27 protein-coding genes are annotated in these 25,752 nt (G+C 67.9%); 19 read left to right on the forward strand and 8 right to left on the reverse strand.

Going from position 1 to position 25,752, the window contains the following annotated elements; all coding sequences use genetic code 11:
* Nucleotides 1-15: 15 nt before the first annotated feature.
* The 5 genes from FHT38_RS07575 to FHT38_RS07595 all read right to left on the reverse strand — a co-directional run bounded on the left by FHT38_RS07575 (nt 16) and on the right by FHT38_RS07595 (nt 3,925).
* Nucleotides 16-453, reverse strand: coding sequence for a type II toxin-antitoxin system VapC family toxin (locus tag FHT38_RS07575; RefSeq protein WP_091724139.1), 438 nt, complete (start codon nt 451-453; stop codon nt 16-18).
* A gap of 4 nt (nt 454-457) precedes the next feature.
* Entirely contained in the window at nt 458-715 is a 258-nt protein-coding gene (locus tag FHT38_RS07580; RefSeq protein WP_147242052.1) for an AbrB/MazE/SpoVT family DNA-binding domain-containing protein, read from the reverse strand.
* 229 nt (nt 716-944) lie between these two features.
* A complete protein-coding gene (locus FHT38_RS07585) occupies nt 945-1,508 on the reverse strand; it encodes a hypothetical protein (RefSeq protein WP_091724141.1) in 564 nt (187 codons plus the stop codon).
* Between the two features lie 296 nt (nt 1,509-1,804).
* Nucleotides 1,805-2,815, reverse strand: a complete 1,011-nt coding sequence (locus FHT38_RS07590) for a CoA ester lyase (protein ID WP_183478965.1) — start codon at nt 2,813-2,815, stop codon at nt 1,805-1,807.
* Between the two features lie 123 nt (nt 2,816-2,938).
* Nucleotides 2,939-3,925, reverse strand: a complete 987-nt coding sequence (locus tag FHT38_RS07595) for a malate dehydrogenase (protein ID WP_091724143.1) — start codon at nt 3,923-3,925, stop codon at nt 2,939-2,941.
* 256 nt (nt 3,926-4,181) lie between these two features.
* Here FHT38_RS07595 and FHT38_RS07600 point away from each other — a divergent pair, with 256 nt between their 5' ends.
* The 16 genes from FHT38_RS07600 to FHT38_RS07675 all read left to right on the forward strand — a co-directional run bounded on the left by FHT38_RS07600 (nt 4,182) and on the right by FHT38_RS07675 (nt 20,668).
* Entirely contained in the window at nt 4,182-4,964 is a 783-nt protein-coding gene (locus FHT38_RS07600; protein WP_091724144.1) for a GntR family transcriptional regulator, read from the forward strand.
* A 126-nt stretch (nt 4,965-5,090) separates the two neighbouring features.
* On the forward strand, nt 5,091-5,531 hold the full coding sequence (sdhC, locus tag FHT38_RS07605; protein ID WP_091724147.1) for a succinate dehydrogenase, cytochrome b556 subunit: 441 nt from the start codon (nt 5,091-5,093) through the stop codon (nt 5,529-5,531).
* Nucleotides 5,532-5,606: 75 nt separating this feature from the next.
* On the forward strand, nt 5,607-5,969 hold the full coding sequence (gene sdhD, locus FHT38_RS07610; RefSeq protein WP_091724149.1) for a succinate dehydrogenase, hydrophobic membrane anchor protein: 363 nt from the start codon (nt 5,607-5,609) through the stop codon (nt 5,967-5,969).
* A 3-nt stretch (nt 5,970-5,972) separates the two neighbouring features.
* Nucleotides 5,973-7,790, forward strand: a complete 1,818-nt coding sequence (gene sdhA / locus FHT38_RS07615) for a succinate dehydrogenase flavoprotein subunit (protein WP_183491054.1) — start codon at nt 5,973-5,975, stop codon at nt 7,788-7,790.
* Between the two features lie 19 nt (nt 7,791-7,809).
* Nucleotides 7,810-8,514, forward strand: coding sequence for a succinate dehydrogenase iron-sulfur subunit (locus tag FHT38_RS07620; RefSeq protein ID WP_091724154.1), 705 nt, complete (start codon nt 7,810-7,812; stop codon nt 8,512-8,514).
* A gap of 33 nt (nt 8,515-8,547) precedes the next feature.
* Nucleotides 8,548-8,829, forward strand: coding sequence for a succinate dehydrogenase assembly factor 2 (locus FHT38_RS07625; protein ID WP_091724156.1), 282 nt, complete (start codon nt 8,548-8,550; stop codon nt 8,827-8,829).
* 31 nt (nt 8,830-8,860) lie between these two features.
* Entirely contained in the window at nt 8,861-10,171 is a 1,311-nt protein-coding gene (gene gltA, locus FHT38_RS07630) for a citrate synthase (protein WP_091724158.1), read from the forward strand.
* A gap of 193 nt (nt 10,172-10,364) precedes the next feature.
* Entirely contained in the window at nt 10,365-11,381 is a 1,017-nt protein-coding gene (locus FHT38_RS07635) for a LacI family DNA-binding transcriptional regulator (RefSeq protein WP_183491056.1), read from the forward strand.
* A complete protein-coding gene (locus FHT38_RS07640) occupies nt 11,378-12,379 on the forward strand; it encodes a ribokinase (protein WP_183491058.1) in 1,002 nt (333 codons plus the stop codon). Before FHT38_RS07635 ends, FHT38_RS07640 begins: the two co-directional genes overlap by 4 nt.
* A gap of 20 nt (nt 12,380-12,399) precedes the next feature.
* Nucleotides 12,400-13,380 carry a nucleoside hydrolase gene (locus FHT38_RS07645; protein ID WP_183491060.1) on the forward strand — a complete coding sequence of 327 codons (981 nt, stop codon included), beginning with the start codon at nt 12,400-12,402 and terminating at the stop codon, nt 13,378-13,380.
* Between the two features lie 79 nt (nt 13,381-13,459).
* A complete protein-coding gene (locus FHT38_RS07650) occupies nt 13,460-14,782 on the forward strand; it encodes a TRZ/ATZ family hydrolase (protein ID WP_091724162.1) in 1,323 nt (440 codons plus the stop codon).
* Nucleotides 14,783-14,891: 109 nt separating this feature from the next.
* Complete coding sequence (locus FHT38_RS07655) at nt 14,892-16,049, forward strand: ABC transporter substrate-binding protein (RefSeq protein ID WP_183491062.1); 1,158 nt, start codon at nt 14,892-14,894, stop codon at nt 16,047-16,049.
* Nucleotides 16,050-16,338: 289 nt separating this feature from the next.
* The gene (locus FHT38_RS07660) at nt 16,339-16,608 is read left to right on the forward strand and encodes a hypothetical protein (protein ID WP_147241977.1); all 270 of its coding nucleotides are present in this window, start codon (nt 16,339-16,341) and stop codon (nt 16,606-16,608) included.
* A gap of 112 nt (nt 16,609-16,720) precedes the next feature.
* Complete coding sequence (locus FHT38_RS07665; protein WP_091724163.1) at nt 16,721-17,389, forward strand: response regulator transcription factor; 669 nt, start codon at nt 16,721-16,723, stop codon at nt 17,387-17,389.
* On the forward strand, nt 17,382-19,481 hold the full coding sequence (locus FHT38_RS07670; protein ID WP_183491064.1) for an ATP-binding protein: 2,100 nt from the start codon (nt 17,382-17,384) through the stop codon (nt 19,479-19,481). The genes FHT38_RS07665 and FHT38_RS07670 overlap by 8 nt, the downstream gene beginning before the upstream one ends.
* A gap of 77 nt (nt 19,482-19,558) precedes the next feature.
* Complete coding sequence (locus FHT38_RS07675) at nt 19,559-20,668, forward strand: EAL domain-containing protein (RefSeq protein WP_183491066.1); 1,110 nt, start codon at nt 19,559-19,561, stop codon at nt 20,666-20,668.
* 54 nt (nt 20,669-20,722) lie between these two features.
* Here the strand turns inward: FHT38_RS07675 and FHT38_RS07680 are convergent, their stop codons facing one another.
* On the reverse strand, nt 20,723-21,244 hold the full coding sequence (locus FHT38_RS07680) for a peptidylprolyl isomerase (RefSeq protein WP_091724170.1): 522 nt from the start codon (nt 21,242-21,244) through the stop codon (nt 20,723-20,725).
* Nucleotides 21,245-21,390: 146 nt separating this feature from the next.
* On the opposite strand from FHT38_RS07680, the gene FHT38_RS07685 reads away from it, so the two are divergent.
* From FHT38_RS07685 to FHT38_RS07695, 3 genes are all read left to right on the forward strand, one after another.
* Nucleotides 21,391-22,464, forward strand: coding sequence for a JmjC domain-containing protein (locus FHT38_RS07685; RefSeq protein ID WP_255488762.1), 1,074 nt, complete (start codon nt 21,391-21,393; stop codon nt 22,462-22,464).
* Nucleotides 22,465-22,522: 58 nt separating this feature from the next.
* Entirely contained in the window at nt 22,523-23,047 is a 525-nt protein-coding gene (locus FHT38_RS07690) for a hypothetical protein (RefSeq protein WP_183491068.1), read from the forward strand.
* A 157-nt stretch (nt 23,048-23,204) separates the two neighbouring features.
* A complete protein-coding gene (locus FHT38_RS07695) occupies nt 23,205-23,405 on the forward strand; it encodes a hypothetical protein (RefSeq protein ID WP_091724179.1) in 201 nt (66 codons plus the stop codon).
* A 204-nt stretch (nt 23,406-23,609) separates the two neighbouring features.
* Here FHT38_RS07695 and bamC read toward each other — a convergent pair whose 3' ends face one another.
* Together bamC and dapA are read right to left on the reverse strand one after the other, a co-directional pair.
* Nucleotides 23,610-24,773: an outer membrane protein assembly factor BamC gene (bamC, locus tag FHT38_RS07700; protein ID WP_255511970.1), complete on the reverse strand. Its 1,164-nt coding sequence runs from the start codon at nt 24,771-24,773 to the stop codon at nt 23,610-23,612.
* An 81-nt stretch (nt 24,774-24,854) separates the two neighbouring features.
* Nucleotides 24,855-25,736 (reverse strand): 4-hydroxy-tetrahydrodipicolinate synthase, encoded by an 882-nt coding sequence (gene dapA / locus FHT38_RS07705; protein WP_183491070.1) that lies wholly within the window; start codon nt 25,734-25,736, stop codon nt 24,855-24,857.
* Nucleotides 25,737-25,752: the final 16 nt, after the last annotated feature.

Genomic DNA, 25,752 nt, shown 5'->3' on the forward strand with positions numbered 1-25,752 from the left:
AGCGGGTCTCGGCGGTCACGGCGCGCTGGGCACGATGACCTTGAGGCCCTTGAAATAGTCTCGGAAGAAGCCCTGGTCCCGGGTGATCAGGCCGTCGCACTGCAACATCGCGTGCGCGCCCACCAGGAAGTCGGGCATCGCCCGCGTGGCGGCGGCCTCGGGCGCGCCGGAAGGCGCCCCCTTGTCGGCCAGCCGTTGCTTGAACTTGCGTTGCATCTCGCCGGCGCGGATCGCCGCGCGCTGGTCGATGGCCAGAAAGCGCAGGCCCATCTCCTCGAGCGCGTCCATCACCTCCGAGCCGTGCCCGAGACCGGCCGTGACTTCGGCCAACACCACGTCGCACAGCACCACCGGGCCGCTGGACAGCGCCAGGCGCAGCGCGGCCTCGGCGGCGTCGGCGCCGGGGGCGTCGCCCAGGAGGTCGATGAGAACGGAGCTGTCGACGGCGATCATCGGATCAGGCGTCGGTGGGTTCGTCGAAGGACTGGTCCGGCGTGCGACCGCGCAGGTCACGCATGACGTCGTCGGTCGAGGTGCCTTCGGGCAGCTTGAAACGGCCGCGGGCGCGGGAGATGGCGTCGTCGACGTTCTTGCGCAGGATGATGCGGGCCCCGTCGAGTTCCACCTTGAGGGTGGTGCCCTTGGTCAGTCCCAGGGCGTCCCGCACGGCCTTGGGCAGGGTGATCTGACCTCGTTCGGCGACGGTGGCTTCCATGCGGGCTCCTGGCGATCCTGGGAGATTAGGCGACGGCCTTGGCGATTTCATGACCGCCCGCGGCCGGTCGCCGGTGCGGTATGAATCGGAAAGTATGCATGAATTGTACGTACTTTCGGCTCGCGAAATCCAGCCCGGCGTGCGCAAGCCCGAGGTCCGCGCTGGGGGAAGCGGTGGCGGACGGGCGTGAAAAAGCCGCCTCGAGGGCGGCTTCGTCGGGGCGCGAGGCTCAGTTCGCGCTCGGCGCGATGCCCAGGCCGGGGCCGGCGGGCGCCGACGCGGCGCGGGCGGCCTCGATGGCGGCGCGCTGTTCCGGGTGGACGCATTCGTCGACCAGGCGCTGGCCGGCCTTGACGTCCAGCAGCATCGACTTGTTGGCGATCTGGACCATCAGCGTGCGGCCGGTGACGTCCTCGAGGCGCAGGGCGCCGGTCGACGACAGCACCGGCTTCATCGTGAAGGTGTCCTTCTTGAAGCCGACGTTGATGTAGCCGGCGTGCTTCTCATCGGGAGCGATGGTGACGGACTGCTTGAATTCGCACTCGTACAGGCCGAGGTAGGCGCGCTTGGCGGCGGCCAGTTGCTCCTCGTTCGCCTCCGGCAGCGGGGGCGGGGGCGGCGGGGTCTTGGCGGCGGGCTTCTTGGCCGTCGACTTGCCGGCGGCGGGCTTCGCGGCCTTGGCCGGTGCGGCCTTGCTGCCGGCATTCGGGTCGGGCTGAGCGGCGGCGAGGCCGGCGGTCAGGGTCAGCGCGGCGGCAGCGGCGCCGGACAGGAGGAGGGCGGTCAGTCGCATTCTGGGAATGGGGAAGAGGGGCCTGGAAACACCAGCCGATGCAGGTGGCCGAAAAACAAACGCCGACAGGCGGCGATGCGCAATTGTCACCGCGGCCTCGTCCCGCAAAACCCGCATTTAATGTGTCAAACCGTTGATCGACGCTAGGGTCTTCACCGGTTGTGCGCGTCGCGGCGCGAGGCGTGACGCCGCTTTTTCGCCGTGGTGGTCCGCGGCGCGTGAAGTGCTGCACGGATGGGCGATTGCACATTGTTGCGCCCGACGCGCGACCGGCCCGCCACTGCGGCGTCGACGCGTCAAAGCGGCGACGGCCGCGGCGCGAACCAGGCCTGCGCGACCTCCGTCGGCAGGTTCTGTCCGGTGCTATGCGCGCGCTGCAGCAGGTGCCAGAACAGGCGGTAGCTGGCGCGGTCATGCAGCATGTCGCGGTGCTGGATCGGCGCCCATTGCGCCGCCTGGGCGGCCTGCAGGATCTCGATGGCCTCGTCGATCTCGGCCACGCTCGGCGCGAAGGCATCGATGATGGGCTGGATCTGGTTCGGATGGATGCTCCACATCCGCGTGTAGCCGAACTCGCGCGCCGCGCGCTCGGCGGCGGACTGGATCGCGCGCTCGCTCTTGAACTCGGTCACCACGCAGTGCGACGGCGTCTTCGCATAGGCATGCGCGGCCGCTGCGATGGACAGCTTGGCGCGCCGCACCAGCGGATGGGTGAACTGGCCCTCGACCGTCAGCGCGGAGCGCGGGATCGCGCCGCGATGCGCCGACACGAAGTCCATCAGCCCGAACGACAGCGACTCGATGCGCGGGTGTGCCGCGATCGCCATCACGTCGCGCAGCGCGCCGTGGGTCTCGATCAGCGTGTGCAGCGGCAGCGGCTTGCGGATCGCGTGGCGCTTGAGGCAGTCGTCGATGAAGGCGATGGCGCGGTCCAGGTCCGCGATGCCTTCGGGCTTGGGGATCATCAGGAAGGCGAGCTTCTCGCCGCCGCCGGCGATGACCGCCTCCACGTCCGCTTCGAAGGCCGGGTGGTTGAACGGATGCACGCGCACGCCGACGCGGCCATGCGCATTGAGCGAGCCGTTGAGCAGGTGCAGCACCAGCAGCATGTGCTCGGCCTCGCCGCCGACGGGCGCGCCGTCCTCGCAGTCCAGCGTGATGTCGAAGACCGGGCCCATCCGCGCCTGCAGCTCCAGGCTCTTGATCATGCGGGCCTCGACGCCGCAGTAATGGTCGACGACCGGCAGGACGACGGGCGCCTGGCCGTCTTCGAACAGGGCGTCGGCGGGGTGGAGGAGCGTGCTCATGCGATGACGGCGGGAGGGGTTGAACTCTGGAAGGAAGAAGGGCCGGCCTTCTTGCGAAAGGCCGGCCCGTCGAGTGTCGCTCAGCGGAAGCGGTGCGCGGGCCCCTGCGGACCCTCGCGCGGCTTACAGCAGATGCTTGACGCCGTTCTGCTCTTCCAGCAGCTCGTTCAGCGTCTTGTTGATGCACTCTTGCGAGAAGGCGTCGATCTCCAGGCCCTGGACGATCTTGTACTCGCCGTTCTCGACGGTCACCGGGTAGCCGAACATGACTTCCTTCGGAATGCCGTACGAGCCGTCCGACGGGATGCCCATCGTGACCCACTTGCCGTTGGTGCCCAGGGCCCAGTCGCGCATGTGGTCGATGGCGGCGTTGGCGGCCGAGGCGGCCGACGACAGGCCGCGCGCGGCGATGATCGCGGCGCCGCGCTTGCCCACGGTCGGCAGGAAGGTGGTGCGGTTCCACTCTTCATCGTTGATCAGGGCCTTGACCGACTGGCCGTCGATGGTGGCGTAGCGGTAGTCCGCGTACATCGTCGGCGAGTGGTTGCCCCACACGGCCAGCTTCTCGATGCCGGCGACCGGCTTGCCGGTCTTGGCGGCGATCTGCGAGGCGGCGCGGTTGTGGTCCAGGCGCAGCATGGCGGTGAAGTTCTTGGCCGGCAGGTCCGGGGCCGACTTCATCGCGATGTAGGCGTTGGTATTGGCGGGGTTGCCGACCACCAGCACCTTGACGTTGCGCGAGGCCACGGCGTTCAGCGCCTTGCCCTGCACGGTGAAGATCTGGGCGTTGGCGGCCAGCAGGTCCGAACGCTCCATGCCCGGGCCGCGCGGACGGGCGCCGACCAGCAGCGCGTAGTCGGTGTCCTTGAAGGCGGTCATCGGGTCGCTGTGGGCCTCGATGCCGGCCAGCAGCGGGAAGGCGCAGTCTTCCAGTTCCATGATCACGCCCTTGAGCGCGTTCTGGGCCTTCTCGTCCGGGATCTCCAGCAGCTGCAGGATGACGGGCTGGTCCTTGCCCAGCATCTCGCCGCTGGCGATGCGGAACAGCAGGGCGTAGCCGATCTGGCCGGCGGCGCCGGTGACGGCGACGCGAACGGGTTTCTTGCTCATCAGAAGTCTCCGGGGAAGTGCGAGTGAATGATGCGGGAGGCGCGGTCCGCGCCAGCGGCGGCAAGTGTAGGCCAGCACGGTGGCGGCACGGATCGCGATAGGGTCTTCTTCGCCCACCGGTGTGGGGAGTCGCCCCCAAATTAGCGGGCGACCATTGCGTGAAACTGACACTCTTGTGTCTTATATAAGACTAATCTCCTCGGACTCCCCTCGCAGGATGGACGCTCGCACCGCAGTTGTGCTCGAATCGCGCCCCATGTCGCCCCCCGCCGCCCCGGTTCACCCCGTCACGCCGCTCAATGAGCTGGCGCGCGCGGAAGCCGCGCCGTCGTTCAGCCCGCTGTATCGCCAGATCAAGGGGCTGATCCTCAAGGGCCTGCAGGCCGGCGAGTGGAAGGCGGGCGAGACCATCCCCAGCGAGATGGACCTGGCCGCCCGCTTCGGGGTGAGCCAGGGCACCGTCCGCAAGGCCGTCGATGAGCTCGCGGCCGACAACCTGCTGGTCCGCAAGCAAGGGAAGGGCACCTTCGTCGCCACCCATGCGGAACAGCAGCAGCAATACCGCTTCCTGCGCCTCACGCCCGACGGCGATGCCGCCGCGTCGCTCGGGCGCCAGCTGCTGGACTGCAAGCGCCAGCGCGCGCCGGCCTTCATCGCCAAGCTGATGCAGCTGCGCGCCGGCGACCCGGTCATCGAGATCCGCCGCCTGCTGCACAGCGGCGGCCAGCCGGTCGTGCTGGACGACATCTGGCTGCCCGGCGCCCTGTTCAAGGGGCTGACGGCGGAGCGGCTGCTGGAGCATCGCGGGCCGTTCTACAGCCTGCTTGAAACCGAATTCGGCGTGCCGATGATTCGCGCGCAGGAAAAGATCCGGGCGGTCGCGGCGGAGGAAGACGCCGCCGCGCTGCTGCAGGTGGCGCCCGGCAGTCCGCTGCTGAGCGTCGAGCGTCTGGCCTTCACCTACGGCGACAAGCCGGTGGAGTTGCGCCGCGGCCTCTACAACACTACTCATCACTTCTATCGCAACGACCTGAACTGATGCATTTGCGTTGCGGCGATGACGTTTTCATGGCACCGCATGAAAACGACATGCGCCCAGGACACCCTTCCGGGGTGTTGCGTTGCCATAAAATCTTCGGGTTTCACATTGATTACAAGGTCGGACATGACGGACGCCACCCAAGCCACCAAGAAGAATCGACCGGTCTACACCAACATCCATGTCACGCAGATCGTTGGCTATCGCCTGCCGCCGGCGGGCATCGTCTCGATCCTGCACCGCATCAGCGGCCTGCTGATGTTCTTCCTGCTCCCGTTCGTGATCTGGATGTTCGACACCAGCCTCACGTCGGAGATCTCTTACGAAACCTTCACCGCGGCCTTCGTCTCGGGCATCGGTTTCCTGCCGGGCTGGTTCATCAAGCTGGTCGCGCTGGCCCTGATCTGGGGCTACCTCCACCACTTCATCGCGGGCGTGCGCCATCTGTGGATGGATGCGACCCACAGCGTCAGCAAGCAGCAAGGCAAGAGCAGCGCCATCGTGACGCTGGTGCTGTCCATCGTGCTGACGATCGCGCTCGGCGCCAAGCTCTTCGGCCTGTACTGATCCCGCCGCCGGCGCGCGGCTCGGCTCGCGCGACCGGGATGAATCCCGACGATTGACCCAAGAGGCAAATCAACAATGACAACCTACGGAAGCAAGCGCATCGTCACCGGTGCGCATTACGGCCTGCGCGACTGGATGGCCCAGCGCGCCACCGCGCTGCTCATGGCGCTGTTCACCCTCGTGCTGCTGGCGCAGGTGCTGTTCACCAGCCAGCCGCTGGGCTACGACCTGTGGGCCGGCATCTTCAGCAAGCAATGGATGAAGTTCCTGACCTTCGGCCTGATCGTCTCGCTGGCGTATCACGCGTGGGTCGGCGTGCGCGACATCTGGATGGATTACGTGAAGCCGGTGGGCGTGCGGCTGGCGCTGCATGTGTTCACGCTGGTGTGGTTGACGGGTTGCGCGGGTTGGGCGATCCAAGTGCTCTGGAGGCTGTAAGAAATGCAAATCGGAACCTCGCTGCCCAAGCGCAAATTCGACGTCGTCATCGTGGGAGCCGGCGGCTCCGGCATGCGCGCGTCGCTGCAGCTGTCGCTCGCCGGCCTGAACGTGGCCGTGCTGTCCAAGGTCTTCCCGACCCGCTCGCACACCGTGGCCGCTCAAGGCGGCATCGGTGCCAGCCTGGGCAACATGTCGGAAGACAACTGGCACTACCACTTCTACGACACCGTGAAGGGCTCGGACTGGCTGGGCGACCAGGACGCCATCGAGTTCATGTGCCGTGAAGCGCCGAAGGTGGTCTACGAGCTCGAGCACTTCGGCATGCCGTTCGACCGCAACCCGGACGGCACGATCTACCAGCGTCCGTTCGGCGGCCACACCGCCAACTACGGCGAGAAGCCGGTCCAGCGCGCTTGCGCCGCGGCCGACCGCACCGGCCACGCGCTGCTGCATACGCTGTACCAGCAGAACGTCAAGGCCCGCACCAACTTCTTCGTCGAGTGGATGGCGCTGGACCTGATCCGCGACGCCGAGGGCGACGTGGTCGGCGTGACCGCGCTGGAGATGGAGACGGGCGAGATCCACATCCTCGAAGCCAAGACCGTGCTGCTGGCCACCGGCGGCGCAGGGCGCATCTTCGCGGCCTCGACCAACGCCTTCATCAACACCGGCGACGGCCTGGGCATGGCGGCGCGCGCCGACATCCCGCTGCAGGACATGGAGTTCTGGCAGTTCCACCCGACCGGCGTGGCCGGCGCCGGCGTGCTGCTGACCGAAGGCTGCCGCGGCGAGGGCGCGATCCTGCGCAACGCCAACGGCGAGCGCTTCATGGAGCGCTACGCCCCGACGCTGAAGGATCTGGCGCCGCGCGACTTCGTCTCGCGCTGCATGGACCAGGAGATCAAGGAAGGTCGCGGCTGCGGTCCCAACAAGGACTATGTCGTGCTGGACATGACCCATCTGGGCGGCGACACCATCCTCAAGCGGCTCCCGTCCGTGTTCGAGATCGGCCACAACTTCGCCAACGTCGACATCACCAAGGAGCCGATCCCGGTCGTGCCGACCATCCATTACCAGATGGGCGGCATCCCGACCAACGTCAACGGCCAGGTCGTCGTCCAGAAGGGCGAGGACCACAAGAGCGTGGTCAACGGCCTGTACGCGGTGGGCGAGTGCTCCTGCGTCTCGGTGCACGGCGCCAACCGCCTGGGCACGAACTCGCTGCTGGACCTGGTGGTCTTCGGCCGCGCCGCCGGCAACCACATCGTCGAGGCGCACAAGGGCTTCAAGGCCGCCGGCAAGGCCCACAAGCCGCTGCCCAAGGACGCCGCCGACCAGACGCTGGCGCGCCTGGCCCGCCTGGAATCCAACACCGGCGGCGAGTACGCGCAGAACGTCGCCAACGACCTGCGCGCCGCGATGCAGTCGCACGCCGGCGTGTTCCGCACCCAGGCGCTGCTGGACGAGGGCGTCACCGCCGTTGGCGCCATCCGCGAGCGGGTGAAGAACATCACGCTGAAGGACAAGTCCAAGGTCTTCAACACCGCCCGCGTCGAGGCGCTGGAAGTGGACAACCTGATCGAGGCCGCGCAGGCCACCATCGTGTCCGCCGCCGCCCGCAAGGAATGCCGTGGCGCCCACACCGTCAACGACTACGAGCGGGGTCCGGACGATGCGGAATTCCCGCTGGGCCGCAACGACAAGGAGTGGATGAAGCACACGCTGTGGCACTCCAAGACCAACAGCCTGACCTACAAGCCGGTCAACCTCCAACCGTTGACCGTCGAGAGCGTCCCGCCGAAGGTTCGTACCTTCTGAGCGCCGCAGGAGCATTCAAATGATCAAGCGCACCTTCAAGATCTACCGCTACGACCCGGACAAGGACGCCAAGCCCTACATGCAGACCATCGAGCTGGAGCTCGCCGGCAACGAACGCATGCTGCTGGACGCCCTGCTCAAGCTCAAGGAAGTGGATCCGTCGCTGTCGTTCCGCCGCTCGTGCCGCGAAGGCGTGTGCGGTTCCGACGCGATGAACATCAACGGCAAGAACGGCCTGGCCTGCCTGACCAACCTGCGCTCGCTGCCGGACGTCATCGTCCTGAAGCCGCTGCCGGGCCTGCCCGTCGTCCGCGACCTGATCGTGGACATGACGCAGTTCTTCAAGCAGTACAACTCGATCCGTCCGTTCCTGGTGAACGAGGAAGCGCCGCCCGAGAAGGAGCGTCTGCAGTCCCCCGAGGAGCGCGACGAGCTCAACGGCCTGTACGAGTGCATCCTGTGCGCCAGTTGCTCGACCAGCTGCCCCAGCTTCTGGTGGAACCCCGACAAGTTCGTCGGTCCCGCCGGCCTGCTGCAGGCCTACCGCTTCATCGCCGACAGCCGCGACCAGGCCACCGCGGAGCGCCTGGACAACCTCGAGGATCCGTACCGCCTGTTCCGCTGCCACACCATCATGAACTGCGTCGACGTCTGCCCGAAGGGTCTCAACCCGACCAAGGCGATCGGCAAGATCAAGGAACTGATGGTGCGTCGCGCCGTCTGAGGCCCGCACCGCGAGACAGCAGCGCGCACACGCATGAACGCCGTGGACACCAACACCCTCATCGATGAGAGGGATCTCTCCAAGCTCAAGTGGCGTTGCCGCCGCGGGCTGTTGGAGAATGACCTCTTCATCGAGCGGTTCTTCCAACGTCATGAAGGCGCGCTGACCGTCTTCCACGCGGAAGGCCTGCGGCAGTTGATGGACCTGTCCGACAACGACCTGCTGGACCTGCTGCTGGCCCGCAAGGAACCGGCGGACGACCTGGACCGGCCGGACGTGCATGCCGTGCTGGCGCTGCTGCGGACCCCTCAGTAACAAGAACCCCCCGAAGTCATAAGGAATGCCCATGACCCCGTCTGACGTCAAAGCCACCCTGTCGTTCTCCGACGGCAGCCCGCAAATGGATCTGCCCCTGTACAAGGGCACCATCGGTCCGGATGTGATCGACATCCGCAAGCTTTACGCGCAGACCGGCAAGTTCACCTACGACCCGGGCTTCCTGTCGACGGCGTCGTGCAACTCGACCATCACCTACATCGATGGCGACAAGGGCGAGCTGCTGTACCGCGGCTACCCGATCGAGCAGTTGGCGGTGAACTGCGACTACCTCGAGACCTGCTACCTGCTGCTCTACGGGGAACTGCCGACCCCGTCGCAGAAGGAAGAGTTCGTCAGCCGCGTGACCAACCACACGATGGTCAACGAGCAGATGCAGTTCTTCCTGCGCGGCTTCCGCCGCGACGCGCACCCGATGGCGGTGATGACGGGCCTGGTGGGCGCGCTGTCGGCCTTCTATCACGACAGCACCGACATCAATAACCCCGAGCACCGCGAGATCGCCGCGATCCGCCTGATCGCGAAGATGCCGACGCTGGTGGCGATGGCCTACAAGTACACGATCGGCCAGCCCTACATCTATCCGAAGAACGACCTCTCGTACGCCGGCAACTTCATGCGCATGATGTTCGCCACGCCCTGCGAGGAGTACAAGCCCAACGACGTGCTGGTGCGCGCGATGGACCGCATCTTCACGCTGCACGCGGACCACGAGCAGAACGCGTCGACCTCGACCGTGCGCCTGTGCGGCTCGTCGGGCACCAACCCGTTCGCGGCGATCGCGGCCGGCGTGGCCTGCCTGTGGGGCCCGGCGCACGGTGGCGCCAACGAGGCCTGCCTGAACATGCTGAACGACATCCAGCAGATGGGTGGCGTGGCCAAGATCGGCGACTTCATCAAGCAGGTCAAGGACAAGTCCAGCAACGTCAAGCTGATGGGCTTCGGTCACCGGGTCTACAAGAACTACGACCCGCGCGCCAAGCTGATGCGCGAGACCTGCCACGAAGTGCTGAACGAACTGGGCCTGCACGACGACCCGCTGTTCAAGCTGGCGATGGAGCTGGAGAAGATCGCGTTGGAAGACGAATACTTCGTCGCCCGCAAGCTGTACCCGAACGTGGACTTCTACTCGGGCATCGTGCAGCGCGCCATCGGCATCCCGGTGCCGCTGTTCACCGCGATCTTCGCGCTGGCCCGCACCGTTGGCTGGATCGCGCAGCTCAACGAGATGATCGGCGACCCCGAGTACAAGATCGGCCGTCCGCGCCAGCTGTTCGTCGGCGCCACCAAGCGCGACGTCAAGCCGATCGCCCAGCGCTGATCGGGACCGCGAGTCGCCCCGGCGGCTCGTCGCTGCGAAGCCCCTGCGCCCGAGGCCAGGGGCTTTTCTTTTGAATATTTGATGCGCGGGGTTCGCCCGAGCACGGCTTCCGTCAAGCTTGCGGTATGCTCTGCAAACGTTTGCAATTGACGGAACACGCCAGTTTGGCACGAGCAGGGGACCGAATCTACCGATGAGCACCATCAAGGATGTGGCCGCTTTGGCGGGGGTGTCCTTCACCACGGTCTCGCATGTGCTGAACAACACGCGGCCGGTCAGCGCCGAGGCGCGGGCGCGCGTCCTGGCGGCGGTCGACGAGATCGGTTATCTGCCCAGCGCGGTGGCCCGCTCGCTGCGGCGCAGCGAGACCAAGATCGTCGGCGTGCTGGTGCCCAACGTGCGCAATCCCTTCTTCGCGGAACTGGTCGTCGGCGCCGAGGAGTGGTGCCGCCAGGCGGGCTATTCGGTCTTTCTCTGCAATTCCGACAACGATCCCAAGCACCAGCAGTCCTACCTGCGCACGCTGCTCGAGAAGCGCATCGACGGCCTGCTGCTGAGCTCGGCCGGCGACACCGAGGCGCTGGCCAGCACCTTCCGCCATGCCAGCGTGCCGGTGGTGACGGTGGACCGCCTGGTGCCGGGCGCGCGCGCCGACCGCGTCAGCGTCAACAACCAGCTGGGCGCCTTCGAGGTGGTGCGCCACCTGCTGGAACTGGGCCATCGCCGCATCGGCTGCGTCAGCGGCCCGGGCGAGTTCGAGGTCACCACCGAGCGCGTCGCCGGCTGGCGCAGTGCCATGGAGCAGCGCGGCCTGGTGGCCCGCCCCGAATGGCTGGCCGAAAGCGACTTCAGCACCGCCGGCGGCTACGAGGCCGTCAAGGCGCTGCTGACGCGACAGCCCGAGCTCACCGCCGTCTTCACCTGCAACGACCTGATGGGCATGGGCGCCTTGCGCGCCGCCGCCGAGATGGGCCGGGTCGTGCCGCGCCAGCTGTCGGTCGTGGGCTTCGACGCGATCGAGCTCGGCAGCTACGTCTATCCCGCGCTGACCAGCGTGGGCTGCTCGATCCGCGAGCTCGGCCGGGAGGCCGGCCGCGCGCTGACCGAGCGCATCGAGAATCCCCAGGCGCCGTTCAAGGACCTGCAACTCGTGCCGCAGGTCGTGCTGCGCGAGAGCACCGCGGCGCCGTCGTCTCCGGAGCTTTCATGACTTCAGCCCAGGCTGCGGCCACCGTCGTGGTGGTCGGCAGCGTCAACATGGACCTCGTGGCCCACGCCGCGCGGCTGCCCGCGCCGGGCGAGACCCTGATTGGCCAGGCCTTCGCGGGCACCCCCGGCGGCAAGGGTGGCAACCAGGCGGTGGCTGCGTCGCGCCTGGGGGCTGAGGTGGCGCTGATCGGCCGCGTCGGCATGCGCCAGCATGGCCAGGACCTGCTGGGCGCGCTGGAGGCGGAACGCGTCCACACCCAGGCCGTGCGCCGCGACGAGGCCGCCTGGCCCGGCGTGGCCGTGATCATGGTCGCCAGCGAGGGCGGCGAGAACGCCATCGTCGTCGTGCCCGGCAGCAATGCGGACCTGGCGCCGGCGGACGTCGAGCAGGGCGGGGCGCTGCTGCGCCAGGCCCGGGTCGTCGTCGCCCAACTGGAGGTGCCGGTGCCGGCCATCCAGCGCGCCTTCGAGATCGCCCGACAGTCCGGCGTGACCACGGTGCTGAACGCCGCGCCGGCGCAGGAGCTGCCGGCCGCCTTGCTGGCGCTGAGCGACTGGCTGGTCGTCAACGAGACCGAAGCGCTGCAGCTGGCGCGCGCGGTGACGCTGCCCGGCGATGCCGACGAATTGACGATCGCGCGCGCGACCGCGGCGCATCTGCGCACGCTGGGGCCGCGTCACGTGCTGGTGACGCTGGGCGCCGCCGGTGCCTGGCTGCTGTGCGACGCGCATCCCGAGGGGCTGCATCTGGTCGCCGCGCGCGTCGACGCGGTGGACACGGTCGGCGCGGGCGACACGCTGGTCGGCGGCCTCGCGGTCGGGCTGGCCGAAGGGCTGGTCGCGGCGCGCGCGGTGGCGCTGGGCCAATCGGCCGCCGCGCTCGCGGTGAGCCGCGCCGGCGTCCAGCAGGCCATGCCCCACCGCTCGGAACTGCCGGAATTGCCCGAGCTCGCCGCGCTCGTCGCGAAGGCGGCACACTCCGCCGACGGCAACCCCTGACCCTGGAGCGCAGTATTCCCATGGACAGCACGAACCCGGCTTCCGCCCGCATTCCCGTCATCTTCGACACCGACCCCGGCATCGACGACGCGCTCGCGCTCGCCTTGCTGGCGCGTCATCCGCGCTTCGAGCTGCTGGCCGTCACGACGGCCTTCGGCAACGCGCCGGTCGAGACCACCACCCGCAACGCGCGCGGCCTGACCGCGCTCTACCGCCAGGACATCCCGGTCGCCGCCGGCGCCGCCGGCCCGCTGCTGGACAAGCGCCGCCGCAAGGACGCCGCGCACGTGCACGGCGACGACGGCCTGGGCGGCATGGCCGCCGGCCTGCCCGCGCCGACGCGCCCGCTGGATCCGCGTCCGGCGCATCGCCTGATCTGCGACCTCGTCAACGCGCGCCCCGGCGAGATCACGCTGGTGGCCGTCGGCCCGTTCACCAACCTGGCGCTGGCGCTGGCCCACGATCCCTCGATCGCCGGCAAGGTCCGGCGCGTGATCGTGATGGGCGGCGCCTTCGGCCTGAAGGGGCATGGCGGCAACGTCACGCCGGTGGCCGAGGCCAACATCATGGCCGACCCCGAGGCCGCCGACCAGGTCTTCACCGCGCCCTGGCCGGTCACCATCGTCGGCCTGGACGTGACGCAGGAGGCGATCATGCGCGAGGCCGACCTGGCCAGGCTGCGCGGCCGCGGCGAGGGCGCCGGCGACCTGCTCTGGCAGGCCACGCGGCACTACCAGCAGTTCTACGACGCGCGTGACGGCATCGGCGGCATCTATGCCCATGACGCGAGCGCCGCGGCCCTGCTGCTGGTCCCGGAGGCCTTCACCCTGCGCGCCGGACCGGTGCGGGTCGTGCTGGAGGGCATCGCCACCGGCCAGACCATCCAGGACTGGCGCAACGAGCACGGCAGCGGCACGCCGTGGAGCGGCCACCCGTCGCAGCAGGTCTGCGTCGCGGTCGACGCGGCGCGCGTGCTGGCGCTGTTCGACGAGATCTTCTGACGCCGGCGGCGGCCTTCGCCACGCCTTCGAGTTTCAAGACAATGCACGGCGCGCCGACCCGCGCCCCAAGGAGAACCTGATGACGACCCAAGCCGTGAAGCTGCTGTTGCCCCGCTGGCTGATCACCATGACCCCCGACAGCCCGGTGCTGGAACAGCATGCGCTGGCGATCGAGGGCGAGCGCATCGCCGCCGTCCTGCCGCGCGACGAGGCGCTCCAGCGCTACGCCGATGCCGAGCGCGTCGAGCTGCCGCACCACGTGCTGATCCCCGGCCTGATCAATGCCCACACGCACTCGGCGATGTCGCTGCTGCGCGGCGTGGCCGACGACCTGGCGCTGATGGACTGGCTCAACAACCACATCTGGCCGCTGGAGCGCCAGTGGGTGAGCGAGGACTGGACCTACCAGGGCTCGCTGCTGTCCGCGGCCGAGGCGTTGCGCGGCGGCGTGACCTACCTCAACGACATGTACTTCTTCCCCACCGCGATGGCCCGCGCGGCGGTGGACAGCGGCATCCGCGCCGGCGTGTCGATCAACGTGATCGACTTCCCGACCGGCTACGCCGCCAACGCGCAGGACTACATCGAGAAGGGCCTGGCCGCCTACGAGCAGTTCAAGGGCGAGAAGCTGCTGGACTGGACCAGCGCGCCGCATGCGCCGTACACGGTCTCGGACGAGACCTTCATCCAGCTGCGCCAGCTGGCCGAGAAGTACGACCTGCAGATGCACTGCCACATCCACGAGACGCAGGACGAGATCGACGGCAGCCTCAAGCAGTACGGCGAGCGTCCGCTGGCGCGCCTGAACAAGCTGGGCCTGCTGAACGCGAAGATGATCGCCGTGCACATGGTCCACCTGAGCGACGACGAGATCGACCTGGTCGCGAAGCAGGGCGTGCACCTGGTTCACAACCCGAGCTCCAACCTGAAGCTGGCGTCGGGCGTGGCGCCGGTGAAGGCGCTGGAAGCGGCCGGCGTGAACACCATCCTGGGCACCGACGGCGCCGCCTCCAACAACCGCCAGGACATGTTCAGCGAGATCCGCGCCGCCGCGTTGCTGGCCAAGGGCGTGACCGGCGATCCGCTGACGGTGTCGGCGCGGACCGCGCTGGAGATGGCCACCGTGCGCGCCGCCAAGGCGATGGGCCGGGCCAGCGACCTGGGCACGCTGGAGGCCGGCAAGCTGGCCGACGTCGTCGCCGTGGCGCTGGACTCGATCGAATGCCAGCCGGTTTATCACGCGGATGCGCAGCTGGTTTATGTCGCCGGGCGTGAACATGTCACGGACGTGTGGGTGGGCGGCCGGCAGGTGCTGTCGAATCGCAACGTTCTGACTTTCGACACCCAGGCCTTGCAGGGGCGCGTGGCGGACATCGTGGCTAAGATGCGCGCCGGGCGCTGATCCCCCCTGAACACGGGGGTGGCGGCGCCGAGGGGCCGGCCGTCGACCTGACCGCCGGTGTGCAGGAGACACAGCCGGCCGTCACCGCGCGCCGGTGGGACAGATCACCATGAGCAAGCCTTCCCGGAGCCGGCCCCTGAGCCGGTTGGTCGCGACCATCGCCACCGCCGCCACCGCGGTGCTGGCCCTTGGACTGGGCACCGCCGCCCGCGCGGACATCCTGATCGGCCAGACGGCCGGCTTCACCGGCCAAGTCGCCGCCAGCGTCAAGGAACTGACGCTGGGCGCCAAGCTCTACATCGACCACGTCAACGCCGCCGGCGGTGTCAACGGCCAGAAGATCGACCTGCAGTCGCTGGACGACGGCTTCGATCCCAAGCGCGCCGCGGCCAACGCGCAGACGCTGATCGACAAGGGCGCGGTCGCGCTCTTCCTCACCCGTGGCACGCCGCACACCCAGGCGGTGATGCCGCTGCTGGACAAGGCGCAGGTGCCGCTGGTGGCGCCGTCGACCGGCGCGATGCTGCTGCACAAGCCGGTGCATCCTTACGTCTTCAACGTGCGCTCGACCTACCAGCGCGAGGCTGAACGCGCCGTCCAGCTGCTGCTCGAGATGGGCAACACCCGGATCGCGCTGGTGCAGGTCAACGACACCTTCGGCGCCGATGGCGTTGCCGGCGCGATGACCGGCTTCAACGATCGGAAGATGAAGCCGGTCGCCCACTTCACCTACGAGCGCGAGAAGCCGGACATCGCCGGCGTGGTGAAGCAGCTGATCGCCGCCGATCCGCAGGTCGTGCTGCTGGTGGCCTCGCAGCAGATCACCGCCGACACGATCAACGCGCTGCGCGCCGCCGGCTCGCGCATCCTCGGCGCCACCTTGTCCAACAACGCGTCCAACGGCTTCGTCCAGCTGCTGGGCCAGAACGCCGCCGGCGTCATCGTGTCGCAGGTGTTCCCGAGCGAGCGCAGCACCAACCTGGCGATGGTCAGGGAGCTGACCGACCTGGTGAAGGCCAAGCCGGCCGAAAGCGGCGGCCTGGTCACGCCGGCCATGATGGAGGGCTTCGCGAGCGCCAAGGTGCTGGTCGAGGGGCTCAAGCGCGCCGGCAAGGACGCGAGCCGCGCCAGCCTGCTGCGCGCGCTGAACAACATGTCGCGCTACGACCTGGGCGGCATGGAACTCAACTTCAGCGCCACCGATCACACCGGCACCAACTACGCCGACATCGCCATCATCGATCCGCGAGGCCGATTCCTGCGCTGAGCCTGGACCGGTCCATTCCTCAGTTGACGGGCGCCTTCGGGCGCCCGTTGTCATTGGATATTTCGGAATTCACCGAATCCGTCAATGGACGGTATTCAAAGCCTTGACAGGGTCTTTTGATACTCGGCGGCTGAATGCCGGCGTTGGAAATATTCGCCAATCATGATCTTTCTCACGACCATCCTCGTCGAATAGCAAATTTAGGCTGATCACTCACATTTGTGAGTTATTAGCAAGTGAGGCGTACTCGGACACACTGCCGGCCGAAACCTGCAGACGGACTGCTGTCATGAAGAATATGTACGCGATCTCCATCGGTCTGGCCTTCGCCGGCGCCGGGTGCCTGCTGGCCGAGAAATCCACGCGGTCGATACCCGGGAATCCCTCATTTGAACTTACTGTCATCGGTTATCTGTTGATCAGCGGCGGACTGATGCTGCTGATCGCCTGCCTCGCCGCCTCGGCCGACGCCTGGCTGCGAGCCCGACGGCGCCGCGCTTGCGCTCCTCCCGAGCCGGATTGGGAGCGCCATCCACCGCCAATCGTCGATCACCACTGACTCCAGTCACCCAGCAGTTTTTGTTTACTTGCTTCGGTGATTGCTCGTTTCCTGCCGCTCGCGAAACTGTGCCCGCCCATGGCATTGGGATAACGAGAGAAGGAGTCGAGGAATGAGTATCGCCGTCGTGATCATCGAGGACGATCCGGCTGTCATGAAAAGGCTGGTGGACGTGATTTCAAATAGCAGTTTCTGCGAAGTGGTCGGTGTCGCCAGGAATCGCGGCGAAGCGATGGCCGCGATTCTGGCCAACCGGGCCGATCTTTATCTGATCGACCTGGGACTGCCGGACGCCGACGGGGTGGAGCTGATCCAGCTGGTGCGGGAAAGGTGTCCGGAATCCCGCAGCATGGTGCTGAGCACCTTCGGCGACAGCAAGCACGTGATGCGCAGTCTGCGCGCGGGCGCCCGGGGCTACCTGCTCAAGGACGAGATCCAGCCGTCGCTGGTGGAGAAGCTGGTCAGCGCGCACAACGGGCAGGCGCCGCTCAGCCCGGCGGTGGCCCAACTGGTGGTCGAGCGGATCTCCATGCTGGAGAACAACGTGCGGCCCCAGGTCGATCGCGAGAAGGTGCTGCGCGATCTCGGCATGGGCGAGCGCGAATGGGAGGTCCTGCGCCTGCTCATCGAGGGGCTGCCCATCGTGGAGATCGGTCGCCGGCTGAGCATCTCCCATCACACCGTCAACCAGCACCTGCGCAGCGTCTATCGCAAGCTGGGCGTGAAGTCCCGCGCGATGGCGGCCAACGCGGCGCGGCTGCATGGACTGATCGATGAATAGCCCCCGCCGCGGCTCGCTGAAGACGGTCTTCTTCTGGCTGAGCTTCTTCATCATTGCGCTGCTGGTGATCGCCACCAGCACTGTCGCTACGCGCGTCTACCACGTCGACGCGATCCGCGCCCTCGAGGTCGTCGCCGCGGCGCCCGATTCGCGCGATGCGGGCCCGGAGGCGCCGCGCCTGGCCGGGCGGGTGCTGGTCCAGGCGCCACGGGTGGCCTTGCCCCATCTCGAGGACGTGAGCCAGGCGGGGGGATTCAAGCGGGTGAGATTCCGCATCGACCTGGACCGCTACCTCGAGCGGCCGACCGCCTGCTGCGAGATCGACGCCGACGGCGGCGTGATCGGCGGCAGACGCATCCCCGGCACCAGCCTCGTGATCAGCCAGGCCCTCGACGGGATGGACGTCTACCTGAACGGGGTCTGGGTCGCGGGCCTGCCGAAGTCGAACGCGAGCGGACGCTACAAGTGGTACCGGCCGCTCCAGGTGCCGCTGGCGCGCCGACTGCTGCAGCCCGAGGGCAACCAGTTGACGGTCGAGCTGACGACCTGGGATCCGCAGATCCAGCTCGCGCCGATCTACATCGGGGACCTGGACGCCACCTCCACCATCCATGAGCTGACCCTGTTCATCGGCTCGTCGCTGGCCAATGCGTCCAACGTCTTCTGCCTGCTGGCGGGCATGTTCATGCTGGGGGCCTGGCTGGCGAGCAGGAAGGACGGCGCCGTGTTCCTGCACGCGGGCGCCACCACGGTGCTGTGGTCGGTGCTGTTCACGCTCGTGCTGCTGCCCTATGTCCCGGCGGCGTGGCTGCCGCTGTGGACCTGGGCGCAGTACGCCTGCATGGGCGGCGTGATCGCGGTGCTGACGCTCTTTCTTTTCGCCTTCGTCGGCGAGCCCCTGGGCTGGCGCGGCCGCGCGGCGCTCTTCGGCACGGCGGCGTTCGCGGCGCTCGCCTATCCGCTGCTCGGGCTGCGCGGCCGGGAATGGCTGGACCTCTGGTGGCTGCCCACCATGCTTTGCTTTCACCTGTACGCCTGTTCGCGACTGGCGCTGCACATCGCCCGTACCCGCTCGCGCACGGCGATGTCGCTGCTCTTCCAATCGGTGCTCGCGCAGGTGTTCGCGCTGCGCGATCACAACGCGGTGCAGCACCTGATCTCGATCCCGATGCCGGAAGCCGGCTGGTCGATGACGCACCTGCTGGTGGCGCCGATCTTCCTCAGCCACCTGAGCGTGCCGCTGCTGCTGTTCGTCGTCGCCCAGATCCTGCTGACGAAGTTCCAGGCCAACGTGAAGCGCATCCGCGACCACAACCGCATCCTGACCGAGACCCTGCAGCAACGCGAACGCGAACTGCTGATCAGCCACAACCGCCAGCGCGAGATGGAGAACGAAGCCGCCATGCAGCTCGAGCGCGACCGCATCTATCGCGACCTGCACGACGGCATCGGCTCCAAGCTGGTGACGACGCTGTTCAGCGTGCGTGACCGCGCCATCGACCACGAACGGCTCGAAGGGCGGCTGCTGGAGGCCTTGACGGACCTGCGGGAGATCATCTCGGTGACGCAGGTCCGGGAGCAGCGAGCCTTCCAGGACATCCTGTTCACCTACTGCAGCGGCCTCGACGAGGCGCTCACGCGCGCCGACTTCCAGGTCGAATACGAGGTGCCCGAGGGGCTGGAGCTCGTGCTGCTGGCCGACTTGTCGAAGCAGCTCATGCGCATCGTCGAGGAGTCGGTGGCCAACACCATCAAGTACGCCGGCGCGAGCCGCCTGTCGATCCGCATGGCGATCGTCGAGGCGGAATCGCTGGAGGTGGTGATTGAAGACAACGGCCAGTCCGGCGACCGGCGGGGCGAGGCGGCCGACGCGACCGGTCGTCGCGCCTCCGCCCTGCGCGGCGGCACGGGTCTGGCCGGGCTGCAGCGTCGCGCCCGGCGCATCGGTGCCAGCTTCGACTTCGAGCGCACGCCACGCGGCGCCCGCACGCTGCTGCGGCTGCCGCTGCGCGTGCCCGGCGACGCTCGGCCGGGAAACGAGTCGGTCCGCGACAGCTCTCAGTTGGGCGCGGCTGCATTCCCACCGGGCTGAGCCATCGAACGCCAGGCCGATCCTGGAAATACTGGCGTCCCGGCCCGAATCGCGGGCCAGTCGACGAAGCCCCGGCCATGCCTTCCTCCCGTCCTTCCCGCAGTGGCGTCACGCTGGTCCAACGCCTGATGGCGCCGCAGCCGCCGCAGGTCCACTTCGCCCGCCAGGCGGTGATCGATGGCTCGGTCGAACCGATGGGCCTGGAACTCGCCTTCCGCTGGAAGGAGGGGCAGCGCCGGCCCCCGCGACCGCCGAGCCCCGGCGCCACCAGCCTGCTGCTCAGCCGGGCGCTGCTCGACGGCGGCTTGATCCAGCAGCGGCGGCCCGGCTGCCTGTTCGTGGACATGGATGCCGCGGCCCTGCTCAGTCCGGTCGCCGACGTGCTCTGCGGGGCGCTCGGCGCGATCCAGCTGCCGACCGATGTGCCGGTGCAGGCGTCGACCACGCGCCGCATCGCGCAACTGCATGCCCGCGGCTACCAGTTCGCGCTGGCGGGGATCGCTTCGCCGGACGACCCGCGCCTGGCCTGGCTGCCGATGGTCGCGTTCCTGAAGCTGGACGTGTCCTTGGCGCCGCTCGATGCGTGGGCGCCGATCCAGGACCTGGCGCGCCAGGCCGGGGTGGCGCTGATCGCCGATCGGCTGACCGAACCGGCCGACTACCTGCGGCTCAAGGCCCGGGGTGTGCGCTACTTCCAGGGGGACCTGCTGGGGCCGCCTCAGGAGGAGTTTCCGCGGGCGCTGCCCAGCTGCGATCTCGATGTCCTGGCGCGCTTGTTCCGCCTGGCCCGCCTGGGCGCGCCGCACGACGCGCTGGCCATGGCCGCGGCGGCCGATCCGGCGCTGGTCGTCCGGCTGCTGATGCTTCACCGGCTCTACCTGAACCGGCTGCGGCCGCCCGCCTCGTTGACGGAGGCCTTGGCCGACCTGCCCGAGCAGGTCCTGATCGGCTGGCTGCATGTGCTGCGCACCAGCACCTTCGATCTGTCGCCGCACACCCGGAGCTGGTCGCAGGCCGTGCGTGAGCAGATCCACAACTATCGCGCCCGGCTGATCGGCGCTCGCGCCTGCAGCAGCCCGGCCGAACTCGAAGCCAAGGTGTTCGATCTCTATCGCCGCCTCTGCTCACGCGAGTCGATCCCCCCGCCGACTCGACCGACCCTGCTCGAGCGCTGCGGCCCCTTTTGACGCGCAGAAGTAAAAAGCCCCGCGGTGCGGGGCTTGCAGGGCGGCTTGCAAGGCTCAGTGGAGCGGCTCGTCCGGGTCCGGTCCGCTGACGACCGAGAAGCCCGAGTCGCCGAGCGTGCCGGCTTCGATCTCCTCCTCAGTCGCCTCGCGCACGTCGCAGACGGTCACATGGATGCGCAAGCCGACGCCGGCCAGCGGATGGTTGCCGTCGAGCACCACGTGCTCCGGATAGACCTCGGTGACGGTGTAGATGCGGTCCGCGGGCATGTCGGGCGTCGAGGAGCCTTCGGGCAGGCCCTCGAACTGCATGCCGACGTCGACGTTCTCGGGGAAGACCTCGCGCGGCTCGAAGCAGACGAGATCGCTGTCGTAATCGCCGAAGGCATCTTCGGGCTCGAGCGCGACGCTGACTTCGTCGCCGGTGGTCTTGTCGACCAACGCTTCCTCGACCTTCGCGAACAGGTCCTCGCCGCCGTAGAAGAACTCCATCGCCGGGTCCAGGACCTCGACGGATTGGCCTTGGGCGTCCTCCAGTCTCCAGGTCAAGGAGACGACGCAGGGGGCAGTGATTTGCATCGCGCGATTCTCTCAGACAATCCCTGCCCATGACTTCCAAGCCCACGTCCTCCTCGAAGCGCCCGCCGGCGCCGGCCGCCGCCTCGTCGGGGCTCGACATCGACGCCCGACTGCCGCTGCTCGGCGGCCTCAGCCCGGCGCAGTTCATGAAGCGCCATTGGCAGAAGCAGCCGCTGCTGGTGCGTCAGGCCCTGCCAGGCGTGCAGCCGCCCATCGACCGTGCCGGCCTGGCCGCGCTGGCCGCCAGCGACGAGGTGGAATCCCGTCTGGTCGCGCAGCAGCCCGGGGATCGCTGGACCTTGCGCCAGGGACCGATTCCGAAGCTGCCGGCCTGGAGCAAGCCGCAGTGGACGCTGCTGGTGCAAGGCCTGGACCTGCATGTCGACGCCGCGCACGACTTGCTCGGCCGGTTCCGTTTCGTGCCCGAGGCCCGCCTCGATGACCTGATGCTCTCCTACGCCAGCGAGGGCGGCGGGGTGGGGCCGCATTTCGATTCCTATGACGTCTTCCTGATCCAGGTCAGCGGTCGTCGTCATTGGCGCATCGGCCGCCTGGGCGTGTCGACCTCCGGCGCGCTGCGCGAGGATGTGCCGCTGAAGGTGCTCGCCGACTTCGAGCCGGAGCAGGACTTCGTGCTCGAGCCCGGTGACATGCTCTACCTCCCGCCGGGCTGGGCGCACGATGGCGTCGCCGTCGGCGGCGACTGCATGACGGCGTCGGTCGGTTTCCGCTCGCCTTGGCGAGGCGAACTGGCGAATGAACTGCTGGTGCGCCTGACCGACGACGAGGAGGCGCCGCGCGGTGACCGGATGTATGTCGATCCCCGCCAGGCGGCCACCGCCGAACCGGGAAGAATCCCCGAGGCGCTGACCGCCTTCGCGCGCGAAGCGGTGCTCAAGGCGGTGGCCCAGCCGCTTGCGCTGGAGCGGGCGCTGGGCGAGGCGCTGACGGAGCCGAAGCCGCGGGTGTTCTTCGAGCCGGGAGACGCGTTGCCGCCAGGGCAGGGCGCCAGGTTGAGCCCGCGCACGCGCATGATGTACGACGCGGCGCACGTGTTCATCAATGGCCAGTCCTTCCGCGCCGGCGGGCGCGACGCGACCCTCATGCGCCGTCTGGCGGATCGGCGGACGCTGTCCGTGGCCGAGGTGGCCCGCCTCAGCGAAGGCGCGCGCGACCTGCTCGATCAGTGGACCGAGGACGGTTGGATCCTGCCCGGTTGAACGGGCATGATCGTCGCCGCCCCATGGTCGCCTACCCTGATTTCCTGAGGAGCTCGACATGTCGCAGGAACCCCTGATCCTGGAAAACCTCCGACCGGGCCTCGTGGAAACCGTCGAGGAAGTCCGGCAATTGCTGCGGCAAGCGCTGCTGCTCGCCGCGTCGCAGGGCGGGCGGGAACTCTGCTGGCTCGACACCGACTTCGCCGCCTGGCCCTTGTCCGATCCGGAGCTCCTGGATGCCCTGCATCGCTGGGCGCTGCCGCACCGCCGGCTGCGCCTGCTCGCGGCCCTCGACTACGAAGCGCTGCGCCGCGTCCATCCGCGTTTCGTCCAGTGGCGCCAGTTGCACGACCATGTGGTGCAGGCGCGGGCCTTCGATCCGGCGGACTTGGGCGACCGCAGCACCCCGGCGCCGCAAGGCGTGGTGCTGGCACCCGGATTGCTGACCTTGAAGTTGTGGACGCCGGCGCGGGCGTCGCTGGCGCTGCGTGATGCCCGCGAAGAAGCCATGGCGCGCGAATGGTTTGACGCAATTGAGCAACGGTCTGCCGATTCGTTCGCCAGCAGCACCCTAGGGTTGTAAGACGATTACAAACTGGTGGCTATAATTGCCGGCTAGGCGAGGGAAGCGCTCGAGGTTTCTCGCGTCTTGGTCTGCTGAAGTTCGTACTGGTCATCATGTACGACTTCATTAATTACCGGTAATTGATTGTTCGTCTAAAAGTTACTTGAGGACAAGTATGAAAAAGTCGATTCTGATGGCCTCCCTGCTGGCCGCTGTTGCCCTGACCGCTTGCGGCAAGAAGGAAGAAGCTGCCGCTCCGGTGGCGACGCCCGCTCCGGAAGCTTCGGCTCCCGCCGTTGAAGCCTCGGCCCCGGCCGTTGAAGCTTCGGCTGCTGCCTCGGACGCTGCTGCTCCCGCTTCGGCCGCCAGCAACTAAGACGATCTCTCGTCCTGAGAAAGCCGCATGGGTTCGCCCATGCGGCTTTTTCTTTGGCGCCTCCATGGCGCAGGGTATCGGCGCGAACATCGCCCGCCCGCGCGCTGGTATTTGACTGGATATTCGCGCCCATGAAAAACGCCACCCGAGGGTGGCGATTTTGTTTTGCGCAAACTGAGGGCGTGCGGTTGCCCGTCGGCCAGATCAGCGGACGTCTTCCATCAGCAACTGGAGGATGCGCTTGGCCAATTCGTCGGTCTGCTGCTGGCCCTTGTCGTCCTGGATCTGGACGGTGGACTTGCCGCCATCCGATTTGACCGACACGCGATAGCGAACGGCGCTGGAGGCGCTCTTCGCGCCGAACAGGCGCTGGAAGAAATTGGGCTCTTCCTTGCCGGCCTGGTTCGGGTCGGCATAACGCAGGAAGAACAGGCCTTGCTTGCGGTCGCGGTCCTCGATCGTGAAGCCGTGGCGGTCCAGCGACTGGCCGACGCGGCGCCAGGCGCGGTCGAAGTCTTCGTTGATCTGCAGCTGGTCGGGCACGTCGGCCAGCGAGCGCGGTGCGGCGCCACGCGGCGCTTCGGCGAAGCTCGGCGCCGGCTGCTGCGCATTCGCGACCATGGTCTTGGCGTCTTCTTCCTTGCCGCCGAGCTTGAGCATCAGGCGCGAGGTCATTTCGGCCTCGAGTTCCGGATCCGACGGGCGGGGCTGCCAGCCGGTCTCGTCGCGCTGCGAGTTCGTGTAGATCTCGACCAGCCCGCGGTGCGTCACGTAGATGTCGGTGCCGCCCTGCTCGTTGCGTTCCAGGCGAGTGCGGTACTTGTCGCGCTCACCGGTCGAGTACAGCGAATCCAGCAGCGAGCCCAGCGCCTTGCGGATGAAGTCCTGGGGCAGCTTGGCCTTGTTCTCGGCCCAGTTGGTCTCCATGACGCCGACGTTCTGGTCCTCGGATTCGATGGTGAAGCCGCGCTCCTGCCAGAAGCTCTTGACCTGTGGCCAGAGTTGCTCCGGCGGCAGCGCGCTGTGCAGCCAGCGCGCGTTGCCCAGGCGATGGAACTCGACGTTGCCCGCCTTGTCCAGCGCCACGGGGGCTCCGGCGGTGGCGCCAATCGCCTGACGCTGCGCGTTCGGCTGGGCGGCCATCTGCGCGGCGCTGATCGGACCGGTCGGGCGGTTTTCCTTCGGAAGCTGGGTCAGGTCCGGCGGCACGTCCAGGCCGGTGGTCTGCTTGGCCTGGGTGCGGTAGTCGACCTTGTCGCTGGTGGTGATGCTCTCGAACGTGCTGCACGCCGTCAGCGAGGCCAGCGCCATCAGGCAGGCCACGCGCACCGGGGTGGGAGCGCCGGATTCAGGAAGGGAACGAGTCACGCTGGAGATCTCCGAGGTAGGTCGCTGCGGCCCGCGGCCGCTGAAGGAAAAGGAGCCGCCGGCGGCGCCGGCCGGCGGTGATTAGAGCAGGCCGGCCTCGCGCAGGGCAGCTTCGACCAGTTGCTGGCCCGCCGGCGTCAGCGGCGTCAGCGGCAGGCGCAGATGGTTGCTGCTGCGGCCCAGCTTGTTCAAGGCCCACTTGGCCGGGGCCGGGCTGGGCTCGCAGAACAGCTGCTTGTGCAGCGGCAGCAGCTGGAAATGCAGCGCGGTGGCCTCGCGCAGGCGGCCCTCGATCGCGGCCATGCACAGCTCGTGCATCGCCTTGGGGGCGATGTTGGCCGTGACGCTGACCGAGCCGCGGCCGCCCATCAGCATCAGCGCGATGGCGGTGCCGTCGTCGCCGGAATAGATGCTGAAGCCGGGAGGCGCATGCTTGATCAGCCAGGCGGCACGCTCGATGTTGCCGGTGGCCTCCTTGATGCCGAAGACGCCGGGCAGGGCCGCGCAGCGGATGGCCGTTTCCGGCGCCATGTCCGCCACGGTCCGGCCGGGCACGTTGTACAGCATCATCGGAATGTCGACCGCTTCCGCGATCGCCTTGAAGTGCTGGTAGATGCCCTCCTGGGAGGGCTTGTTGTAGTAGGGGACCACCGACAGCGTGGCGTCGGCCCCGACCTGCTTGGCGAAGCGGCTCAGCTCGATGGCTTCGGCGGTGGCGTTGGCGCCGGTGCCGGCCAGGACCGGCTTGCGGCCCTTCACATGCTCGACCGCGACGCGGATGACCTCGCGGTTCTCTTCCATCGTGACGGTGGGCGACTCGCCGGTGGTGCCGACGACGCCGATGACGTCCGTGCCCTGGTCGATGTGCCAGTCGATCAGGCTGCGCAGCCCGTCGAAGTCGATGCGGCCGTCTTCATGCATCGGCGTGACCAACGCGACGATGCTGCCAACAATTGCGTTCATTGAGGATTCCTCGTGA

Origin of the sequence: Mitsuaria sp. BK041 (genome assembly GCF_014193085.1) — a bacterium.
Classification (GTDB): Bacteria; Pseudomonadota; Gammaproteobacteria; order Burkholderiales; family Burkholderiaceae_C; genus Roseateles.

Excerpts from the sequence above, each read along its gene's own strand:
- FHT38_RS07575 (WP_091724139.1), bottom strand. The coding sequence starts at position 453 with ATGATCGCCGTCGACAGCTCCGTTCTCATCGACCTCCTGGGCGACGCC.
- FHT38_RS07580 (WP_147242052.1), bottom strand. The coding sequence starts at position 715 with ATGGAAGCCACCGTCGCCGAACGAGGTCAGATCACCCTGCCCAAGGCC.
- FHT38_RS07585 (WP_091724141.1), bottom strand. The coding sequence starts at position 1,508 with ATGCGACTGACCGCCCTCCTCCTGTCCGGCGCCGCTGCCGCCGCGCTG.
- FHT38_RS07590 (WP_183478965.1), bottom strand. The coding sequence starts at position 2,815 with ATGAGCACGCTCCTCCACCCCGCCGACGCCCTGTTCGAAGACGGCCAG.
- FHT38_RS07595 (WP_091724143.1), bottom strand. The coding sequence starts at position 3,925 with ATGAGCAAGAAACCCGTTCGCGTCGCCGTCACCGGCGCCGCCGGCCAG.
- FHT38_RS07600 (WP_091724144.1), top strand. The coding sequence starts at position 4,182 with ATGTCGCCCCCCGCCGCCCCGGTTCACCCCGTCACGCCGCTCAATGAG.
- sdhC (WP_091724147.1), top strand. The coding sequence starts at position 5,091 with ATGACGGACGCCACCCAAGCCACCAAGAAGAATCGACCGGTCTACACC.
- sdhD (WP_091724149.1), top strand. The coding sequence starts at position 5,607 with ATGACAACCTACGGAAGCAAGCGCATCGTCACCGGTGCGCATTACGGC.
- sdhA (WP_183491054.1), top strand. The coding sequence starts at position 5,973 with ATGCAAATCGGAACCTCGCTGCCCAAGCGCAAATTCGACGTCGTCATC.
- FHT38_RS07620 (WP_091724154.1), top strand. The coding sequence starts at position 7,810 with ATGATCAAGCGCACCTTCAAGATCTACCGCTACGACCCGGACAAGGAC.
- FHT38_RS07625 (WP_091724156.1), top strand. The coding sequence starts at position 8,548 with ATGAACGCCGTGGACACCAACACCCTCATCGATGAGAGGGATCTCTCC.
- gltA (WP_091724158.1), top strand. The coding sequence starts at position 8,861 with ATGACCCCGTCTGACGTCAAAGCCACCCTGTCGTTCTCCGACGGCAGC.
- FHT38_RS07635 (WP_183491056.1), top strand. The coding sequence starts at position 10,365 with ATGAGCACCATCAAGGATGTGGCCGCTTTGGCGGGGGTGTCCTTCACC.
- FHT38_RS07640 (WP_183491058.1), top strand. The coding sequence starts at position 11,378 with ATGACTTCAGCCCAGGCTGCGGCCACCGTCGTGGTGGTCGGCAGCGTC.
- FHT38_RS07645 (WP_183491060.1), top strand. The coding sequence starts at position 12,400 with ATGGACAGCACGAACCCGGCTTCCGCCCGCATTCCCGTCATCTTCGAC.
- FHT38_RS07650 (WP_091724162.1), top strand. The coding sequence starts at position 13,460 with ATGACGACCCAAGCCGTGAAGCTGCTGTTGCCCCGCTGGCTGATCACC.
- FHT38_RS07655 (WP_183491062.1), top strand. The coding sequence starts at position 14,892 with ATGAGCAAGCCTTCCCGGAGCCGGCCCCTGAGCCGGTTGGTCGCGACC.
- FHT38_RS07660 (WP_147241977.1), top strand. The coding sequence starts at position 16,339 with ATGAAGAATATGTACGCGATCTCCATCGGTCTGGCCTTCGCCGGCGCC.
- FHT38_RS07665 (WP_091724163.1), top strand. The coding sequence starts at position 16,721 with ATGAGTATCGCCGTCGTGATCATCGAGGACGATCCGGCTGTCATGAAA.
- FHT38_RS07670 (WP_183491064.1), top strand. The coding sequence starts at position 17,382 with ATGAATAGCCCCCGCCGCGGCTCGCTGAAGACGGTCTTCTTCTGGCTG.
- FHT38_RS07675 (WP_183491066.1), top strand. The coding sequence starts at position 19,559 with ATGCCTTCCTCCCGTCCTTCCCGCAGTGGCGTCACGCTGGTCCAACGC.
- FHT38_RS07680 (WP_091724170.1), bottom strand. The coding sequence starts at position 21,244 with ATGCAAATCACTGCCCCCTGCGTCGTCTCCTTGACCTGGAGACTGGAG.
- FHT38_RS07685 (WP_255488762.1), top strand. The coding sequence starts at position 21,391 with ATGAAGCGCCATTGGCAGAAGCAGCCGCTGCTGGTGCGTCAGGCCCTG.
- FHT38_RS07690 (WP_183491068.1), top strand. The coding sequence starts at position 22,523 with ATGTCGCAGGAACCCCTGATCCTGGAAAACCTCCGACCGGGCCTCGTG.
- FHT38_RS07695 (WP_091724179.1), top strand. The coding sequence starts at position 23,205 with ATGAAAAAGTCGATTCTGATGGCCTCCCTGCTGGCCGCTGTTGCCCTG.
- dapA (WP_183491070.1), bottom strand. The coding sequence starts at position 25,736 with ATGAACGCAATTGTTGGCAGCATCGTCGCGTTGGTCACGCCGATGCAT.